This is a genomic window from Marisediminitalea alba (assembly GCF_002993365.1).
Taxonomy (GTDB): Bacteria; Pseudomonadota; Gammaproteobacteria; order Enterobacterales; family Alteromonadaceae; genus Alteromonas; species Alteromonas alba.
Map to the genome: position 1 here is coordinate 24,568 of NZ_PVNP01000117.1, position 20,177 is coordinate 44,744.

14 protein-coding genes and 1 pseudogene are annotated in these 20,177 nt (G+C 48.4%); 7 read left to right on the top strand and 8 right to left on the bottom strand.

Features of this window, described 5'->3' with window-relative positions; genetic code table 11:
- Window positions 1-22: 22 nt before the first annotated feature.
- The 4 genes from gtfA to C6Y40_RS11540 form a co-directional block, all read right to left on the bottom strand.
- Window positions 23-1,513 (bottom strand): sucrose phosphorylase, encoded by a 1,491-nt coding sequence (gtfA, locus tag C6Y40_RS11525; protein ID WP_105934718.1) that lies wholly within the window; start codon window positions 1,511-1,513, stop codon window positions 23-25.
- A 345-nt stretch (window positions 1,514-1,858) separates the two neighbouring features.
- On the bottom strand, window positions 1,859-4,567 hold the full coding sequence (gene galB, locus C6Y40_RS11530; protein ID WP_105934719.1) for a beta-galactosidase GalB: 2,709 nt from the start codon (window positions 4,565-4,567) through the stop codon (window positions 1,859-1,861).
- Between the two features lie 147 nt (window positions 4,568-4,714).
- Window positions 4,715-5,440, bottom strand: coding sequence for a substrate-binding periplasmic protein (locus tag C6Y40_RS11535; RefSeq protein ID WP_105934720.1), 726 nt, complete (start codon window positions 5,438-5,440; stop codon window positions 4,715-4,717).
- An 82-nt stretch (window positions 5,441-5,522) separates the two neighbouring features.
- Complete coding sequence (locus tag C6Y40_RS11540) at window positions 5,523-5,879, bottom strand: HopJ type III effector protein (protein ID WP_105934721.1); 357 nt, start codon at window positions 5,877-5,879, stop codon at window positions 5,523-5,525.
- 254 nt (window positions 5,880-6,133) lie between these two features.
- Here C6Y40_RS11540 and C6Y40_RS11545 point away from each other — a divergent pair, with 254 nt between their 5' ends.
- On the top strand, window positions 6,134-7,183 hold the full coding sequence (locus C6Y40_RS11545; protein WP_105934722.1) for an NAD(P)-dependent alcohol dehydrogenase: 1,050 nt from the start codon (window positions 6,134-6,136) through the stop codon (window positions 7,181-7,183).
- 73 nt (window positions 7,184-7,256) lie between these two features.
- Here the strand turns inward: C6Y40_RS11545 and gdhA are convergent, their stop codons facing one another.
- A complete protein-coding gene (gene gdhA / locus C6Y40_RS11550; protein ID WP_105934723.1) occupies window positions 7,257-8,597 on the bottom strand; it encodes an NADP-specific glutamate dehydrogenase in 1,341 nt (446 codons plus the stop codon).
- Window positions 8,598-8,858: 261 nt separating this feature from the next.
- Here gdhA and C6Y40_RS11555 point away from each other — a divergent pair, with 261 nt between their 5' ends.
- Entirely contained in the window at window positions 8,859-11,993 is a 3,135-nt protein-coding gene (locus tag C6Y40_RS11555) for a ligand-binding sensor domain-containing diguanylate cyclase (RefSeq protein WP_170308467.1), read from the top strand.
- Between the two features lie 7 nt (window positions 11,994-12,000).
- Here the strand turns inward: C6Y40_RS11555 and C6Y40_RS11560 are convergent, their stop codons facing one another.
- Entirely contained in the window at window positions 12,001-12,480 is a 480-nt protein-coding gene (locus C6Y40_RS11560; RefSeq protein WP_105934725.1) for a glycosyltransferase family 2 protein, read from the bottom strand.
- A gap of 159 nt (window positions 12,481-12,639) precedes the next feature.
- Between C6Y40_RS11560 and C6Y40_RS25185 the strand changes: the two genes are divergently transcribed.
- Together C6Y40_RS25185 and C6Y40_RS11570 are read left to right on the top strand one after the other, a co-directional pair.
- The gene (locus tag C6Y40_RS25185; RefSeq protein WP_276309514.1) at window positions 12,640-12,828 is read left to right on the top strand and encodes a MerR family transcriptional regulator; all 189 of its coding nucleotides are present in this window, start codon (window positions 12,640-12,642) and stop codon (window positions 12,826-12,828) included.
- Window positions 12,829-13,246: 418 nt separating this feature from the next.
- Window positions 13,247-13,663 (top strand): annotated as a pseudogene (locus C6Y40_RS11570) (oxidoreductase); the annotation flags it as partial.
- Window positions 13,664-13,677: 14 nt separating this feature from the next.
- Here the strand turns inward: C6Y40_RS11570 and C6Y40_RS11575 are convergent.
- Window positions 13,678-14,718, bottom strand: a complete 1,041-nt coding sequence (locus C6Y40_RS11575; protein WP_105934726.1) for a hypothetical protein — start codon at window positions 14,716-14,718, stop codon at window positions 13,678-13,680.
- Between the two features lie 231 nt (window positions 14,719-14,949).
- Between C6Y40_RS11575 and C6Y40_RS11580 the strand changes: the two genes are divergently transcribed.
- The 3 genes from C6Y40_RS11580 to C6Y40_RS11590 all read left to right on the top strand — a co-directional run bounded on the left by C6Y40_RS11580 (window position 14,950) and on the right by C6Y40_RS11590 (window position 19,541).
- Entirely contained in the window at window positions 14,950-16,320 is a 1,371-nt protein-coding gene (locus C6Y40_RS11580) for a phage tail sheath family protein (RefSeq protein WP_105934727.1), read from the top strand.
- A gap of 144 nt (window positions 16,321-16,464) precedes the next feature.
- On the top strand, window positions 16,465-18,363 hold the full coding sequence (locus C6Y40_RS11585; protein ID WP_476726849.1) for an aminotransferase class I/II-fold pyridoxal phosphate-dependent enzyme: 1,899 nt from the start codon (window positions 16,465-16,467) through the stop codon (window positions 18,361-18,363).
- A gap of 332 nt (window positions 18,364-18,695) precedes the next feature.
- Window positions 18,696-19,541: an HDOD domain-containing protein gene (locus C6Y40_RS11590; RefSeq protein WP_105934728.1), complete on the top strand. Its 846-nt coding sequence runs from the start codon at window positions 18,696-18,698 to the stop codon at window positions 19,539-19,541.
- Window positions 19,542-19,546: 5 nt separating this feature from the next.
- Here C6Y40_RS11590 and C6Y40_RS11595 read toward each other — a convergent pair.
- Window positions 19,547-20,177, bottom strand: a 631-nt coding sequence (locus C6Y40_RS11595) for an IS1595-like element ISAma5 family transposase (protein WP_105934729.1), incomplete at its 5' end; no start/stop codon positions are given.

A 20,177-nucleotide genomic window follows, 5' to 3' on the forward strand; every position in this document is an offset into this window, starting at 1 on the left:
CCCACAAGGAGCAAAATTAAGATCAGGCCGACACGCTTTGAGCCAGGCTATCAACCGATATATCTACGTGGTGTTCGATACCATTTTCACTATAAGTGACAGATGCCACCAGAGAAGCAAAATCAACCGTTAACTGCGCGGCAGACTGATCTGCCTGCCAGTTAAGGCGCAGGATATTTTCCTGTTGTGTAACGCTAAATTCACCTACCAGCGCGGCCAGCGAATTGCGTAATCGAATCAGCGCAATCAACGCTTTGACCACGGGCTTTTCCAGCGACTCGCTGACAGCCTGTTCATCCAGATAAGGGCGGTTGATGTCACGGCCCACATTGGTTTTGGCCAGCAGTGCCATATCATTTTCGGCAGCAAAGAGTCCGGCGTAATACACCTGTGGGATCCCCGGCGAGAATATCTGCACTGCACGGGCAATCAGGTAAGCCTGGTCATTGGCGCCCAGCGCGTTGTAATAGGTACAGTTGACCTGATACAAATCGAGATTACTGGCCGCCGCTCCAGTGGCCTCACGGCTCTGGCCATTGCTGTTCTGGTGAATTTGCTCAACCAGCGAATCGATCTGAGCAGCATTAAGTAGCCCGGGTTTATCACCTTCCGGGCCCACATCCACAATGCCGATACCATCGTGAGTGTCCAGAACCGTAACGCAATTGCGTGGCGAAATTTGCAACCAGTTAGCCAGTGCCGACGGATCGCCACTAAACAGGCTGTGCAATACCAGTGGCGGCATAGCAAAGTCGTACACCATATCGCAGCGCTTAGCGATTTCGATTTGAGTTTTATAGTAGCTGTGTATCTCAACCAGGCACTTCATATTGCGGCTATGGGCCTGCTGGCTCAGGTCTTCGATAAAATCAAAGGTTTCTTCCAGCATAAAGCAGTTGGTGCCCGGCTTTTTAATGGCGTAGCCAGCGGCATCCAGACGAATAAGATCCACATTATTGCGCTCGAACGCAGTTAAGATTTTCTCAAGATACGCCTGTCCTGCTTCAGAGGTGACATCAATGTCGATCTGGTTAGAGGTAAAAGTGGTCCAGAACGGCACGGTTTGGCCATTTTGCAGGGTAATATCGGTAAAACACGGTGTGGGGCGTGGACGATAAATTTTTGCGATATCCTGGTGTTCATCTGCCGCAAATACTTTGTCGCGGGTCAGAAACAGCGGCCAGAATGATGATGACTGGCCATTTGCTAATACGTCCTGAAACTGAGGACTTTGTGCTGACATATGGTTAACAATCATATCGGCCATGATGTCCATATTTTCACCCAGCTCACCGACATCCTGCCAACTGCCTAGCCGACTATCCACTTCGGTATGGTCGATGGGATCAAATCCAGCATCTTCGCCATCGATAGGATAGAAAAAGGGTAATAAATGCACGCCGCCAAACACGCCCTTTAACTGGTTACTAAACAGCGCATTTAACGCCTTGATGTCACCACCGCCTAGACGGTCTACATAGGTAATCAACTGGACATCATTTGAACGATTCATAACAACACTCACAAGAACTTAATCGATTAAGATAAATAATCGGATAATTCACTCCATTTGGCAAGTGTTATTTTTATGTTAATTTATGAATAACTGTTCTACAGTGCTTCAAAGGACGCTAAAAACGCTTATAAATAGAGTAACCTATCGGTGGTAAAGAGAATTTCATAATAAATACAAAACCATTTCACCAGTCACCCGGATCCCTATAATCGACCGTTTAGCTTACCGTTAGAATGTGGCAGCCGAACATACCCGGCCGCCGCCATGATCTTAACAGCCTCTTAGCTGACTTAATTAGTTAAGTCAGCTTAAGAAGATGTTTCCGAACGCCGTGATTCAATGTTACTCGGCGGAAATCACTATTGTTGCCGGAGCTAAACCTTTTGCTTTTGCTGTGATTATTATCTCACCGGCCGAATCTGCAGATTTAACAATGGCCAGCGCTTTGCCGCTAAACGCTTTACGCGTTGCAGAGGGAAATGGCGTGAAGTTAGTCGAGTCACCATTGTCAGTAGCCACCAGCTTGCCAGCACCGTTGACTGAAAAGTCAATCTGCTGAGTGGCTGTAGGAACAACCCGCCCGGCTGCGTCGACGACCTCCAGGGTGACAAACGACAGGTCTTTGCCATCAGCAGTAATGTTACTACGGTCGGCAGTGAGGCGCAGAGCTGCCGCTTCGCCGGTGGTTTTAATGGTTTGCTCAGCCCATTTACGGCCATTTTTATAAGCAACAGCTTTGACTTCACCGGGCTCGTAACGAATATCATCAAAACGGATCCGGTATGTTAACTCTGCCATTTTCTTACGTCCCATTGACTGTCCGTTGATGAATAGCTCAACTTCGTCGCCGGAAGTAAAAATATGTACCGGCGTCACTTTGCCAACACGCTCGGGCCAGTTCCAGTGTGGCAGAATATGCACCATGGGCAGGTCTGGCCGCCATTGGCTCTGGTACAGATAAAAGCGGTCTTTTTTAAAGCCAGCCAGGTCAACAATACCTGAATATGAACTGCGCGAAGAATAATACGGGGTTGGCTCACCGAGGTAATCAAACCCATTCCACACAAACTGTCCGGCCACATAGGGGTGAGTGTCGATGTATTTGAATACTTTATCTGCGGAAGAGCCAAAATCCACAGCATGCAGTTCATAGGAGCTCACCTGATGAATAGATGAGTCCCCGCCCCGTCCGTCTCGTGTGGGTGAGCTCATGTCAGGTGTTACCGGAAACAAATATATACCTCGTGAACTAAATGCAGAGGCGGTTTCACTCGACAATATCACTTTATCAGGATGGGCCTTGTGAAACGCTGGATAAGACGGCGGAGTACGAATACGGTTAGTGCCTTCAAACTCCGGCGCCTGACGGATCCCCTCGCCCTGATAATTTAAGCTAATCAGGTCAAGCGCAGCTGAAAACGGAAAATCGGCTTTCGCCCAGTTTTTAGACGCGGTAACAGGCCGGGTGGGATCTTCCTGCTTAACAATACTTTTCAGTTTCAGAGCTACCTCAGCACCTTCTTCACCGGTGTACTGCTCGCCCACTTCGTTGCCGATATACCACATGATCACCGACGGGTGATTACGATCACGACGCACCAGAGCACGTAAATCCTGTTCGTGCCAGTCTGCAAATATCAGATGAAAATCATGAGGTGTTTTCTTTTTATACCAGCTGTCGAAGGATTCATTGAGAACCAGAATGCCCATCTTATCGGTAAGTGCGAGCAATTCCGGCGCCGGTGGATTATGCGCCATACGAATAGCATTAACGCCCATTTCCTGCAGAATTTCTAACTGGCGCTGCGCCGCACGTACGTTAAATGCTGCACCAAGTGCCCCCAGATCATGATGTTGATTAACTCCTTGCAGAGCAATATGTTCACCATTGACCAGCACTCCCTGATTGGGATCAAACTCTACTTTACGTATACCAAAGAGCGTGTGATATTCATCCACCAGCTTCTCGCCCTGGTATACCTGCGAGACAATGACATAACGATGTGGCGTTTGCGAAGGTACGGGCCCCCATAATCTGGGATTAGAGACGGTCACTGTGCTGGTAACCGCTTCGCTATAGTTACCCGCAATCATGGCGTGCCTGGTGGCAAACTTGCTGACTAGCGCTCCCGTAGGTTTTCCAGCATGGTTCGCCTGATAAATCTTATTTACCAGGCGCACTGCCTGACCTCTTGTTTGGGCGTTTTTAACCTTAAGGGTTAATTTCACTTCCGCCGACTCAGTACTCACATTCTCCGTAACTACCTGAGTGCCCCATTGATCAACATGTACGGGGGACGTTTTTACCAGCCAGACATTTCGATAGATGCCACCGCCCGGATACCAGCGCGAGGAATTGTTTGGATTATCGAGGCGGATGGCCAGTTGGTTTACGCTATCAAAATTCAGGTAAGGCGTAAGATCCAGCCGGTATGAACTGTAACCATAAGGCCAGCCCCCGACTAAATGCCCGTTAAGCCAAACCATGGAGTAAGACATAGCACCATCTATATCCAGATAAATTTGTTTGCCTGCATCGTCGTCAGTCAGCTTAAATTGCTTGCGATACCAGGCCACACCGTGACTGGGCAACCGCCCCATACCGCCGCCCACTTCCGGATTGTTACCGGTGTAAAATGGCCCTTTTATCGCCCAGTCGTGAGGTAAACTCAACGCTTCCCAGCTACTGTCATCAAAATTGGTTTGTACAAAGGCAAATTCAGCCCCCGGCTCGCCCGCCGGGCGTGGATGATGTCTGGTTGTATCGCCAATAAATGCATTGCCCGTGGGCATTATCCAGGGCTTAAGTACTTGCTGCGTGGCGTTAATTTTCACCGCGTCGGTAGGTTTCGCATCAGCATTAATCGAATCATCGTAGCCGTTAATAGCCGGCCGTGCATCGTAGATAAGCCCATCTGCTTTTTCTGTAGGGGAATATTTATAAAATCGCCAGTTGTCATTAAAACTGATGCGCTCACGCACTTGTGCATAACCAGGCAATGACACAAACAAAAAAACAAACAATAAAAACCGTGCAACGCAGGATGCCATCAAAACCTCTTAATTCCCTCAATAAAAGCGATCAACAGGATAAGAAGAAAAGCGACATTGTTAAGCTGATATTAAATAAACGTAAACAGGAAACCAGTAATCGGAAGCATGCAGGAGCAGAATTACTGTCTGTACACTCCTTCAGCTTTATTGACTGATGTTACTTTCTTGTTTCAACTGCCGTAATCCCAGGTCAAACAGGGCAATTTTGGCCTCGAGATTTTCCGCTTCCGGGGAGAACGCCACATAGATATCACTGATATGATTCAGCTCACCTTTGCGAATAGCGTCCTGCGGTAGTTGCATAGCCGCCAGCGTGTAAGAAGCTACATCGTCGAACATAATTGCCATATGCACTTTGTTCTCCAGCAGCATATTGATAATTTGGCGCTGATTGGCCACCCTCACCTCTTTAAAGCGCTTGCGGTGAGCTTCATAGCTGTCACCATATTCATAACCGGTAATCAGCGCGATACTTATGCCACCGGGAAACTTATCCACACTGGCATAGTTAAAGGTAGAGTCTTTGGGGTAATAAAACGACGCTTTAGCCTGGAACAACGGCTCATTACCAAACACGAATCGTTGCAGGGTATTTTGTTGAAAGGTGACGTTGTATGCGCCGTCTACCTGGCCATTTTCGGCCATCTTTAATGCCCTGGCATAGGGAACCGTAATAAAGGTGGCGGTTGAACCGCTGTAAGAAAGTGCCTGCTCGATAATATTGCGCGACAGGCCACTACCGTCCGCCATGGCGAATGGCGGCCAGCTGTCTTCCGCAGCAAACGTAAATGTTTCACCGGCCATCACCCAGCGGGATATTACCAAACAAGTGATAGCCAGAATCCAATACTTTTTAATAGATGAATACAAGGGCTAAACCTTTAAATACAACAAGTAAAAACAAAATGACATCGGGCCGATCTTATTAAGAACACCGGCTGGTTGTTAATTTCTATTTTTTAGCTTCTAACGGAAACACCTCAAACGTCACGCCTTCGGCACCGGTTTGCATAAAATTGCGAATATTGGCGTGATCTGTGCCATCCGGATTGCCGAGTACATCGTCGCGATAATAACTGCCAAAAAGGGCCAGGGTTTGTTGGTTGGTGAGCTTAAGGTATTGCCCCAGAGCCAGCAGTTTGCAGGAACCATTGTTCTGATTTGCTTCATTCTCCACTTTTCCGTTAGTAAACGCCGTGGGCGTAAAAACGAAGTTTTCGTCGATGAAAGCAATTACATCATTAAAACTGATGTGTTCCGGCGCGGTGTTTAGTTGTTCGATAAGTGCCTGCTGATTGTTGTAAGTCACTGCTGTCTCCTCTTTATAGTCACAAACCCTGATAATTTGCGCGTCATTAAACCAGAATCTGTCTGCTATACCTACCTTGAATTACTGATCAAAAGTGCCCATCTGGCAGTACAGATACAGGTATGCAAAGCTAATCCCACACGATCAGGCAATAGCAAAACAGGATTAGGCAGGCGCAAATAGCATTGCTTATTGCATACTATCCCACAGGCTAAAAAAGCACTTTTTTAAAAACTAAAGACAGAGGTAACACTATGAAAACAGTTGGCTACGCTGCATTCTCAGACGATGCTCACATGAAACCATATCATTTCGAGCGTCGTGATCTGCGCGCCAATGATGTTGCAATTGAAATTTTATATTGCGGTGTATGTCACTCAGATTTACACACGGTAAACGGTGACTGGGGTCCGCAACCCTACCCTTTAATTCCGGGTCATGAAATTGTTGGTGTGGTTACCGCTATTGGTGACGATGTGAAAAATTACAAAGTGGGTCAGAACGTGGCGGTAGGCTGTATGGTAGACAGCTGCCAGGAATGTGACCAGTGTCAAAACCACGAAGAGCAATTTTGCCGTAACGGCATGACACCCACCTACGGCGCGCCGGATCGTATCTCGGGTGAAACCACACAGGGCGGCTATTCCAAGCACATTGTCGTACGTGAAGAATTTGTGCTTAACGTACCAGAAGGCATGGATCTCGCGAAAACCGCGCCCATTCTGTGTGCTGGCATCACTACCTTTTCTCCGCTACGCACCTGGGGGGTAAAACAAGGCACTCGCGTTGGCGTAATTGGCCTGGGCGGTCTTGGGCATATGGCCGTTAAACTCGCTGCCGCCATGGGCGCAGAAGTAACCGCCATCAGCCGTTCTAACAAAAAAGAAGCCGAAGCTAAAGCCATGGGCGCTAAGGGCATTCTGGTCTCTACCGATAAAGATGCAATGAAAGACGCTGCGAACTCGTTCGATTTGATCATCGATACTGCTCCGGTGAAACACGACGTAGGGCAATATGCACCACTGCTGGATATCGACGGCACTATTGTTATTGTTGGACAGGTTGGCCCGATGGAAGAACTGATGACACCGCCTCTGGTAATGGGCCGTCGCCGTGTTGCGGGCTCATTAATTGGTGGTATCAAGGAAACTCAGGAAGTAATTGATTTCTGTGCAGAGCACGATATCTATCCTGACTGCGAAATGATTAAAATGGACGAAATCAACGGTGCATTTGAGACTCTGGCTAAGGGCGATCTAGCGCATCGTTTCGTTATCGACATGGCCTCTCTGAGCGCCGAGTAAGCGTTTTTTACAGCAGCTCAATCAAAAAAGCAGCGCTTATTGCGCTGCTTTTTTATGCCTGGAGTTAAAGGAATTAAACGCCCTGCCCCACCATAGCATTGGCAAGCTGCCTGAAGGCGGTGATATTAGCGCCTTTGGCATAATTTACCCTATCGTCTTCTTTGCCTTCTTCGGCACAGCGGTCGTGGATATAGGTCATGATGGCCTTAAGTTCGTCATCCAGCCGGGCGAAGGTTTTACGCTCAAAAGCGGCATTTTGCGACATCTCCATACCCGACATTGCAACGCCCCCGGCATTAGCGGCTTTACCCGGCACGAACACGATGCCGGCATCGGCGATAAGCGTTTTTGCCTCATGGGTGGTAGGCATATTGGCCCCTTCCAGTAAATATTTACAGTGGTTGTCTGCCAGACGTTTTGCTGACGGCTCATCCAGTTCATTCTGCGTAGCGCACGGCAATGCTATATCGCAGGCGCAGCCCCAAGGCTTTTCACCGCTAAACCAGCTACCGCCACGCTCATCAGCCATCGCGGTAAGAATATTATCTTCGTTCATGCGATTTTCGATGGCCCAGCGTATGTCGGCGCTGCTCAGGCCCTCTTCCTTAATTAAACTGCCGCGACTGTTAGATAAACTAATCACAGTGCCGCCCAGTTCTGCGGCCTTGAGCGCGGCATGCAAAGCCACATTACCCGCACCGGAAATAGCAATCCGCTTACCTTCAATTGCGTCATCGTGATGTTTAAGCACGCACTGCAGCATGTAAATTAAGCCAAAGCCGGTGGCTTCGGTGCGCACGTGGCTACCACCAAAATCAATGTCTTTACCGGTAAGACTACCGCCGAACTCGTTGTGCATACGGCGGTACTGGCCATATAAAAAGCCAATCTCGCGAGCGCCTACATTAATATCACCAGCGGGTACGTCGGTTCGCGGACCAATATGGCGCTGCAACTCTTGCATAAAAGCCTGACAAAAGCGCATGATTTCATTGTCGCTACGGCCTTTCGGGTTAAATTCTGAGCCGCCTTTCGCGCCGCCCATCGGCAGGCCGGTAAGCGCATTCTTAAATGATTGCTCAAAAGCCAGAAATTTGAGTACCGACTCGTTAACCGTAGGATGAAAACGCAAGCCGCCTTTATAAGGGCCAATAAGGCCGCTATGCTGCACCCGCCAGCCACGATTAACTTCTACCTCGCCATTGTCATTCATCCAGTGCACGGCAAAGTGCACTACCCGCTCTGGCTCACTCAGGCGTTTAAGCACGTTGTAGCGTTTGTAGTCAGCGTGCGCGTTATAAATCGGTATTACATCGGCGGCGAGCTCTTTGGTGGCCTGCAAGAATTCCGGGTGGTGCGGGTACCGGTTTTCAATCCACTCGTTAAACTCGTCTAAATTCGATTTCGCTGTCATACCAATCCTTTAAATAATACAAAACACCCGATTTGTACTGTTTTTTACCCGCGTATGATCATTTTTAAATGCTCTAACGGTTGATTTCATTTACTTTCTTAGCCAATAGACAGCGTTATTTATTTCTTCCTGGTAGCCTCTATGGATTGGCAGGCATACATTTACCCCTTATACTAAAGGACTAATTTTTCGACAGTTGTGAATGCACCGTTTCTCGCCGGGTCTTTTGCAAGCAAAGTAGTGATGATTGTGGTGCGTGCTTTGTCTAGTTCTAAACGCTTTTTAAAACCGCTTGGCCTGGTCTGGCTTGGGGTATTTGCGTGCGTTGCCGTCCACGCCAGTGAGACTCAATGGCAAAGCCACGCGCAGCCGGTTTTTCTTTCGCCATTAGGCAACTCCCCCCCTATTGAAGGTCAGGTTGATACCATACTGGAAGATCAGCAGGGATTTATCTGGTTGGTTGCCGCCAACGGTTTATGGCGCTGGGATTCAAAATCGCTGGTCCGCGCGCGATTTACAGGCGTGGATAACGACGCTCCCGCCCCACAGGTAAACCATGGATTTAGCGATGCCAAAGGTCGTATCTGGATTGGCACCAGCAACGGCTTATACCGGCAAACTCCTGGCACCAGTTCGTTTACCGCTGTTGCGCCCGGCCAGTTGCAGAACATAACCGTGCAGGCTGGTACTGTGATTAGCTTGCCACACACTGACATCGTTATACTCGCCAGCGATCGTGCGCTCTATCAGTTTGATACGGCATCTGCGCAACTTGAACAGCTCCCCATTGCGCCCAATGCGCGGATTCATGCACTCCATGTAAGTCAGGCCAATACGCTTTGGGTAGGCACCGACAAAGGCCTGTACCGTAGTGACCTGAACAAAAACCGGTTTGCACCATTACAAATTGCACCTGGCTTTCCTGAGGGTATCAGGGTCAGTACTATTACTACCACGGCAAAGGAAAATCTCGTGGTTGGCACCGCTGCCGAGGGCTTATTTGTACAATCTGAAGCGTCCGGTTTTCGCAACTACACACTCGCACAGGATGACAGCCCCTGGCTGTTTACAGTGACAGAAATTCGCCCCGATGTATTACTGATCGGTACCTTTGGTGATGGATTGATTGAGCTTAACTTAGCCAACCAGACAACACGCCGCTTCCAACACAATCGTTTGTTACCGGCCAGCCTTAGCGATAATGACATCTGGTCGTTATTTCGCGATTCCAGAGGATTGGTGTGGATTGGCAGTGGCGCCACGCTCAATGTGTATGATGCCGGCAATGTTGCCGTTTCACACATTTTTGGTGACAGCGGGCAACCCGAGGGCCTGATGAATCGAAAGGTTCATGCGGTTCAGGCGATAGGAAATAAACTGATTGTGGGTTCCGGTGAACATGGGCTGGAAGAGTTCACTGCCGAACAAGGCACCACCCGGCAACTGTGGCAAAATGGTACTGATCCGGTGGAAACGTTATTTGCAGATCCGGCTGGAAATCTCTACGCCTCGGCTAATTTCGCGTCGGTAATTATTCCGCCAAACAGTGCACAACCATTACCGCTAAACGTAGATGGCAGAAGCGCAGCCACTTTTACCACCGCTCTGGCCAGCTCGTCTGAAGCACTTTGGATAGGCGGCACCGATGGTTTATGGCAACAGCCAGCAATAGCGACTGAGCCTACCATTCAGTTACTGCCCGAGCATTTTAGCGAACGTCGCGTGGCGTCGCTGCTGGCAACACCCGACTCGCTCTGGGTAGGTAGCTGGCAAGGGCTGCTTCACGGCAAGTTTACTAACGGGTTACTTAACAGTAGCAATATTAAAGCGGTCAACCATCCACGCCTGGCACAACAATTTATTGCCGACTTATATGCCGATAGTCTCGGCCAGCTTTGGGTGGCAACCAGCGGTGCAGGATTGTTTGTATACACCTCCGAGTACCGCTGGCTTGAATTTACAACTGACGTTGGCCTGCCCGGCGACAACGTTACGGCCATCGCTGGTGAGAGTGATAACCAGGTATGGGTAGGCACGTCTCATGGCATTGCGGCCATTGATATTGAACAAAAACTGCTGCACGTAATAACTGCCGGACCCAGTGCCGTAAACAGCCCTTACTCCCGCGCCGCAGCAACCATGACAGCAGCGGGTGATCTGGTATTCGGTGGTAAAAACGGCCTGACTATCGTCTCTCCGGGAGCATTACCCCGCCAGATGACCCCTTTATCCCTTAACTTTACGCAACTTGAAATAATTACCGCAGATAACCACAAGGTTCATCCGGCGACCACCCAGGCCCATATTGAAATCAGTGCACTACCCAAACGTATTTCTTTTGAGTTTGTCGCGCTGGATTACCTTGATCCGGAACATTTGCAATACCGTTACCGCCTGGCCGGCAGTGAAAATAACTGGATCCAACTCGATGCCGATCACCGGATTGTAACGCTCACCGATCCAGCGCCGGGCGAGTACAAACTGGAACTGCAATATTCCGACAACGTCACCACCTGGCAAAACACAACGCTTAGCCAGCGATTTACCGTGCTCCCCGCGTGGTATCAGACTATCTATGCCAGCATGGCCAGCTTGTTATTGTTGGCTATTGCTATTTTTGTTTTGCATCAGTTAGGTCTGCGCCATTACCGGCATCGCCAGAATGTGCTGGAGCGAAAAATTGCCGAGCGCACGGCTGAGCTGCTAACTGCTAATGAGAAACTCAGTGAACAAGCGCTTGCCCTGGAAAAAGCCAGCTTAACTGACTCGTTAACCGGTTTACATAACCGACGCTTTTTAAACCAGAACATGCAGCGCGATGTGTGTCGCATTCATCGTTATTATAAAGACTGCGAAGCCACCAATACGCGCCCGAGTGAGCAGTCTGATATGTTATTTTTTATCATCGACCTGGATCATTTCAAACGGATTAACGATAACCATGGCCATCAGGCCGGTGATGCGGTGCTGGTAGAAACCCAAAGAAGGCTGTCGGCCATTTTCCGTGACAGTGATTATCTGGTGCGATGGGGTGGCGAGGAGTTTCTGGCGGTGGTACAGGATACGCCCCGGGATGAAGCTTACCTGCTGGCAGAGCGTATAGTTAAGGCAGTGAATGCCAGTGATATGAATATTAACGGGCACACGCAGTTAAAGGTAACCTGCTCGGTAGGCTTTGCTGCTTATCCGCTGCACCAGCAACGTTATAGCTTTTTCGACTGGCAGAGCACCGTTGGCATAGCCGATGCGGCGTTGTATGGTGCCAAACGCCGTAATCGCGATACCTGGATGGGCATTACCGGCATCCGGTCTACGGTATCCGACAGCACCCTGGAGCTAATCAAACAGCAGCCCGCGCGCATATTCGACCATGCTAACGTCCTGGTTCGCCAGTAAAGCAGTATCAGCTATGATTTTTAATATACCGAATGGCCAGCATGTCTATCGGTGTATTTCGGCCCCGGTACTGGTAACGAATAAGGTGGGCCAGCTCTGAGTAAAGCGCGGTAATTTCGCCCGGCATCTGTGAGGGCTGTTTATCCTGCATGTAATAGAACAGTAACTTAAGCAGATGTTCGCGGACCTGATAGCGCACCAGACAATTAAACGCATGAGAGTCAGCATCAGCGGATAACGTTTGCACATAATGATTCCAACTGGCGGCTTTATCGGCCCTGTCCAGCCACACGCCAATTACCTCTGGCCGGTTAGCACTCAGCCGGGTTAACACATCAGCGGTATCATCGGTACAGCCGTTAACCAACACAAAGATATATTGCAACCCCTCACTGGCTTGCGCCAGAATGCTTTCAAGACAGCGCGAGATCCGCCGCGCTTCATTATGGGCGAATACCACGACATTGTAGGAGGGAGTCCCTGACATACTTGTCCTTTTTTTAATTATCTTACACCAATCTACCGGGTTAGCCGCGCAGTTACAAATATGCTGCCATCACATTACCCACCCGGACAAACCGTGATAAAACCACTAAACTAGGGGAAAACAACGCAGACATATCATCATGAAGATAGGTGAACTGGCCTGACAAAATCTAAAATTCGCTTTTATGAAGAGAAAGGCCTGTTGAACCAGGTTGAGCGCAAAGCCAATGGTTACCGCTCCTATCCGCCGCAGGCCGAATCGATACTTAATCTGATTGTAAACGATCAACAAGCCGGATTCAGCTTAGAAGAATTGCGAGCGCTGTTGCCGCAGACGAATGACGACTGACAGCATGATGCGCTGATAACGGCGCTCCAGCAAAAAGTAACGGATATCGAGCTGCTGCAGCAAAAACTGGCTCGCAATAAAGCAAAGTTACTGTCGGTTATCGACACCATTGCCGCCAAATCAGACGATATGGACTGCGCCGATAACGCCAAACGGGTACTTGCCGAACTGAGTCTGCCAAAAAGTAGCAAATAATGTTTATTGCGCTATTGACCTTAAAGCTAACTTTAACCTTAGAGTAAGCCCTGATCGAAGTCAGCAGGCGCTATGTCACTTTTTAATCCATTAACTTTGCCCAACGGCACCACTATTCCAAATCGCATTGCCAAAGCTGCCATGGAAGAAAAATCTGGCCACGGCAGATAATCTGCCCTCAGCTCAAATGATGGCTTTGTTTGGGGCCTGAGCACAAGGCGGAAGCGGTTTGTTGATTTCCGGTAATGTCATGATTGATGGCCGCGCGATGACCGGCCCGGGCGGCGTGGTACTAAAGAACGATGAGCACCTGGATGTTTTTAAGCAATGGGCTGCACTCGGCAAGCAACAAGGCGCTGCTTTTTTCCTGCAGCTTAACCATCCTGGCAGGCAAATGCCGGCCAGTCTGGGCCAACCTACCTGGGCACCATCCGCCGTGCCAATGGCGTTGGGTAAAATGTCGAAATTCTTTAACCCACCTAAGCCCATGAGTCAGGATAAAATTAATGACATCATCAGGCGATTTGTCACCACTGCCAGACTCGCCGAACAGGCTGGTTTCGATGGCGTGGAGATCTACGAAAAGGCCCAAACCGAGGGCGGCAGTCCTAGCATCACTGTTTTAGACAGCGACTGCTAATTACACCACGATAATTAATATCTGGCGTGTAAGCCAAGCGCCAGATAGCTAACTCTCTGCGAATAATTATAAAGCTCGTCCAGGTACCCATTGTGATATCTTACCACCAGGGGTATCGCAAAAAATTCCAGGTCAGGCTTATTCAATAAGCTGGCGATACCACGCCCTACCGGAACATCAACATAGTAGCGCAGATCGAATGTGTTGCGCTTAAAAGGATTTCCGCCCATGAGTTGCCCGGTTCTATAAGTAATCCGCAATGCAGTATCTACATTACCGATGAGAAATGGTGCATTGATATCTACTTCAGTACCTACATAGTCTTTTAATTCAGCGGTTTCTCCTTCACGCCACCATATTTGGTCTTCAGGCTCTTTATCGAGTTGATGCCTTACTTTGGCAAAGATTGAAATACAATTGAAACGACTGGCACAATCTTCATGACTTCCGATACCTAACTGGTAGTTCGCACCAAAAGCGACGAAATTGTTAGAACGGCTAATGGTCTGTTGAGCCATTTCAAATACATCTGATTCTGATACCTCTTCGTCCCCTTCGTAATCCAGGGCAAAGGCACTTAATTCACTTTGCAATCTTTCCAGAGTATCGGTGACCTGACCGTTTGATTCATGTTCCAGCGACACAAACCACGAAGACAAACCCGTTTTTACCGGATCCCACATTCTGGAAAAAAAGAGGCTGGGGTTATGGCGTGTAGTCACCACCGGACTGGAGTTGCGCGTGAGTGCAAAAAAATCGAATTCGCCCTGATACGCTATTGCTACGGCAAACTCAGCTTCGTCTCCTTGCGGTACCGGCGTATTTGTCATCAGATAACGAAAGCCCAAGCTCACATCCGCATGACGTCGGGTTCCGTCTGTATCGGTGTAACGAGCAAGGACCTCGTTATCACCCCATTGAGCAAACTTACTGATAAATTTAGTATCGGTGTTATCAGTACGTTCACGTTTAATTTTATCTGTGATCTCTATGGATTGCGTTGCCGCCAATGTAAGCCATGGGAGAAGTAAACAAAGCAGTACCAGTATTTTCATAATCGATTTCCTTGAGTTGATATCTCATCACGCGGAACTTCATTACGTCATGTACTGCTATTCGTCTAAATACGTGGTGTTGTTGTGGAATAAGATCTCTCACCCAATTGTGTCTGGGAGCTGGAATTAAACTCTGCTGACGATCGACCAATCACACTATGCTATGCTCAGTATTGCTGGTTGCGTTGTACAGTACAGATACCCGACTTCAACAACCCATGGGGTAAAACCATGCCCAAGTTTAAGCATCCCGGCGTTTATATTCAGGAAATCCCCACGATTAATACCAGCATCGTTGCCGTCCCTACAGCGGTACCTGCGTTTATTGGCTACACGCAAAGCGCCGCGTGCCAGAAGGATGGCGACTTACATCTGACTCCAACAAGAATCACCTCATTTGCGGAATACTGCCGGTTATTCGGGCAAAGTGAAGCTGAGCCTCTGCATCTGGAACTTACATCCACGCCAGCTGGAATAGTGTTAAAAAGCACAACGCCAGTATTGCCCCGCCAGATGATGTGGTATGCCATCAGGCTGTTTTTTGATAACGGTGGTGGTGAATGCTATGTGGTATCGACAGGTAACTATCAATCATCGCTAACCCTTTCAGCCCTGTCAGATGGCGTGCAGGTTACTGCAAAGGTGGATGAAATAACCCTGCTGCTTGCACCTGAGAGTGTGCTGCTGGCTGCAGCCGACTACCAGCAGTTAGTCAATTTTATGCTCTCGGAATGCAACAGGTTAGCCGACCGTATGGCACTGTTCGACTTGCCCGACGGGGATAAAACTTTGAGCGCATCGCTGTTAAGCACTAACCGCGCATATCTGGGTAACACACATCTTGATTCTGGCGCGTGTTATTACCCTTTTTTAACCACCACTCAACGCTGGCAATCTGCCCGCTACCATCAACACATAACGGTAAGCCTCGATAACGGCAAGACTACTCAACTCAGCCAGCTAAAAACCGACGATCCCGCGCTATTCAAGGTTATTGAATCTCTGCTGGCTGATCTTTATGTTTCCTTACCGGCTTCTGTTGCAGTAGCCGGAGCCATTGCTTTGGTCGATGCAACTGAAGGCGTATGGAAAGCCCCGGCGAATGTGCAACTGCGTGGCATCAAACATCCGATGATAAGCATTTCTGACACTGCAAATGAGGCGTTAAATACCGACTCTTCTACCGGTAAATCCATTAATGCAATTCGGGAGTTCAGCGGCCGCGGAGTTCGTATTTGGGGAGCCCGCACGCTGGCTGGCAATGATAATGAATGGCGCTACATCAGCACCCGGCGTTTGGCCAGTATGGTACAGGAGTCGGTGCAGAAATCGCTCAACTGGGCCGTTTTTGAGCCCAACGACGCCAATACCTGGGCCCGGATTACGCATTCGGTTGAGCAATTCCTTATCAGCTTATGGAAGCTCGGAGCACTAACCGCTGCCAGCCCCGATGACGCGTTTTATGTACGTTGTGGCCTGGGCACAACAATGACTGCCAACGATGTGCATCAGGGCATAATGAACATCGAAATTGGTATGGCAGTTATCAGGCCAGCAGAGTTTATAATCCTCAAGCTTCAGCTTCATTCTCAGCAGGCCTGAAGCCAGATTGAGCTTTTTAGTAATGCCCGGTATTGTTCGCTTTTCAAGCGTGAAAAAAAGCGTATATTACGCTCTAACAACTGCGCCAGACTATTATCACTCTGGTATGAAAAACCCTTAGCAATCATCGAAGAAGGATCCCCTGTGACAGCGACGCCATGTTTAAAAGTGTTGATTATTGATCACAATAAACCCCGGCTGATTACCACTCAACAATACCTGCAATCGGTGGTCTCGGTACTTGACCGCAGCGATTTGTCATTAGAGTTTCTGGCCGTTAACTCGGAGTCTGCGGCGGTCACCGAACTCGACAATGATGGCGATATCCAGGCGGTGTTACTGAGCTGGGAAACCCTTGGCGACAGCCTGCGCGATTCATCTATAATCGATGCGATTAAATCCCGACGTCTGGAAGTACCAGTGTATGTGACCGGTGAAAATGAAGTGGGCTTTGATATCGTTAGTCGTTCGAGCAAAATTGAAGCGTTTTTTGCGCTACATGATATTGCCTCAGATCCGGAGTCATGCCTGGCTTATATTATTAATGACTTTGACGATCGCAGCGAAACGCCGTTCTGGACGGCCTATAAGAAGTATGCGGTAGAAACCAACGATTCCTGGCACACGCCGGGTCACAGTGGTGGTGCCAGTTTCCGCAGCTCAAGCTACATCAACGACTTTTATAAGTTCTTTGGCCGCAACATGTTTATCAGTGATCTGTCGGTCAGTGTGGACTCTTTAGGCTCATTATCAGACGGCACCAACGCCATCGGTAAAGCACAAAACCTGGTAGCTAATACCTTTGAGGTTAAACACTCATACTTTGTGACTAACGGCTCTTCCACGTCCAATAAAATTATCCTGCAAACCCTGCTACGGGAAGGGGATAAGGTTATCATAGACCGAAACTGCCATAAATCCGTGCACTACGGTATTGTGCAGGCCCGTGCCCTGCCCCTGTATCTCGACAGCATTCTGGATCCTAAATACGGTATTTTTGCGCCGCCTTCGCTGAGTCAGCTAAAGGCGTTTATCAGTGACAATAAAGACGCCAAACTAATAGTACTGACTGGCTGCACCTACGATGGCCTGCTGACCGATTTAAAGCAGGTTGTAGATTACGCTCACCAGTTCGACATTAAGGTGTTTATTGATGAAGCCTGGTTTGCTTACTCGCTGTTTCATCCGCAATACCGCGAGTACTCAGCCATCAATGCCGGTGCAGACTACGTTACTCACTCAGCCCACAAAGTGGTTTCGGCATTTTCGCAGGCTTCATACATTCACATTAACGATCCGGATTTCGACAAGGACTTCTTTAAAGAAATTTATGCCATTCATACCAGTACTTCTCCCCAGTACCATTTGATTGCGTCGCTGGATGTGTGCCGTAAACAGCTGGAAATGGAAGGCTTTAAGGTAATCAATAACCTGCTCAATCATGTGCGGGAGTTTAAGGAACAGGCGGCTAAATTTAGTCGCATTCGTATTTTGGATAAAGAAGACTTCCGGCAGATGTTCAGCCATTTTGAGGCGGATAATATTGGCCACGATCCGCTTAAAATTTTGATAGATATCTCTGCGCTTTCCTATTCCAACCAGGAAATCCACCGTTTCCTGATGGACGAAGTGGGTCTGGAAATCGAGAAGTTTACCCACAGTACACTACTGGTTTTACTTACCTTTGGCGGAATGCGCTCTAAAATAGTACGTCTTTATAACGCGCTGAATAAGCTCGATGCGGGGCATGTGTCATTACGTAAAAGTAGTCGCCAGAAAGAATTGCCCAGTAAGATCCCGCCAATAAGCCTGGCCATGCTGCCTTCCGATGCATTCTTTGGGAAGAGAGAAATGGTGCCGCTGCAAAACAGTGTAGGCCGAATCGCGGCTGCGCTTATCACCCCCTATCCGCCGGGCATCCCGTTGCTGGTGCCGGGACAAACTATAGAAGCCGAACACATCAATTATCTTAATGCGCTGTCGAGTCAGAAGCTCACTATTCAGGGCCTGATTGACGGTGACATTTACGTACTGGAAAAGTAATCCAGCCGGGTTGTCGTTAAGGTCTTTGACAACCCCATTTTCACATCAAAGCAGGCCCGTCATATTGAGCGGGTATCCCCGCGCGATAAATTATTTATTTTCATGCTGGTTGCACCATTGACCAGCAAAATATGAACTATATTTATTATCAGACTTTGAAGGGTACCGGCCACAAACAGCTGATTAAATTTCATTTATTACTCTTAAGTTGTCATTAACCCATTCTAATTGCTTCAGAGAACACGTATTTTGATTACAGTTTGAGTTATTTGAAGTGACGGATAAGCAGTAAGCGCCACTGATTACTGTATAAACAAAAAGTGAAGCGAAGTATGAACCTAGCGCAATTAGTGCAACAAGCGGACTCCGTCTTTGTATTACCTGAATCGGTAACCCGGTTAAAAGCCTGTATCGATGATGAATCGTCGAGCATCGACGACGTGGCTGAAATTATCAGCTTTGACCCCACACTCACCTCGCAGTTACTAAAAATTGCCAACAGCGCGCTTTATAACTTTACTTCACCTATCGAAACGATAACCAAAGCGATACAGGTTATTGGTACCCGCGCCACCTACGATTTAGCCTTGTCCTACGGTATTTCACATACCCTGAAAACCGTTGAAACAACCATCATCGATATCGACCGTTTCTGGGAGCAAAGCGTAAGCTGCGCTTTACTGGCCAAACACCTGGCGGAGAAAAAACGTATCAGGGAATCCGAGCGCTTCTTTGTGACTGGTTTACTGCACAACATTGGCGAACTTGCCATGATTAAAGTGGCGCCCGACATGGCTAAGCGCTGCCTGAATACCGATAAAGATACCTCGTCCATCTATCTGCAAAAAGAAGTCATGGGGTTTACCTACTGCGATTATTCTGCAGAGTTGATTAAGGACTGGGGATTACCACCAAGCATTTACCGCCCTATTGCCACGTTACTGGAAACCGACCTTAGCCAGTTGGATACCCACGCACTAATCGTAAAACAAGCCTATTTGCTGGCGCAGGACAATGTTAACGCCGACATTAACGTTGGTTACCCTCCTGTTGGCCCGGCCTTACTGGCGGCACTGAAACTCACAGAAGACGACGCCGAAGAAGCCCTTGATGAAACCAACATGCAGCTTATTAGTGTGATTCAGCTGTTTAATCCAAGTGCATTTAATATCTTTTAATAAGGCTATGTTCGGATTAACTGTTGTTGAATCGAAAAGAGCCTGTTTCCGTTAAGGTTTTCTGGGTTATCCATAAACCTGAACCAACCAAGGTAATGTTCTAGGTATTTTGTGGCTACTCCGTGAAACCGTTTTATCCACGCTTTCAGACGACTGTGATAGGCGTTAACATTCTGAATATGAAAGACTTTATCTATCACCTTAACACCTCCCGCCACGTCTAAGCGCTTGTGTATTAAATCATTTTTCTCAGAAAGAGCTATGTAGGGCTTATATCCATCACTACATAACACACTGTCTTTCTCTAATTTTCCTGCTAGCTCCTGATGCAGAGTTGCCGATGTAACACTTGGCACAACGGCCTCATACGTATTCTTGGCTCTGTCTCTGACCGTTAAAACGGGCACCCAGTCATCTTTTGAACGCCCTCGTTTTTTCGCTTTCATCCCTCTTTTGCGGGGCTGACGAGTCATACGTTTTGAGCCTTTCTCTGAGTAGGGAAAAAGTGTTTCGTCAGCCTCGATAATACCTTCTAGTTTGCTCGCTTTCAGTGCTGATGGTAGCGCTAGGAATCGATGCCGCCACCTGAACGATGTTTCAAGGTGGAGACCACATTCTTCGGCACATTTACGCAAT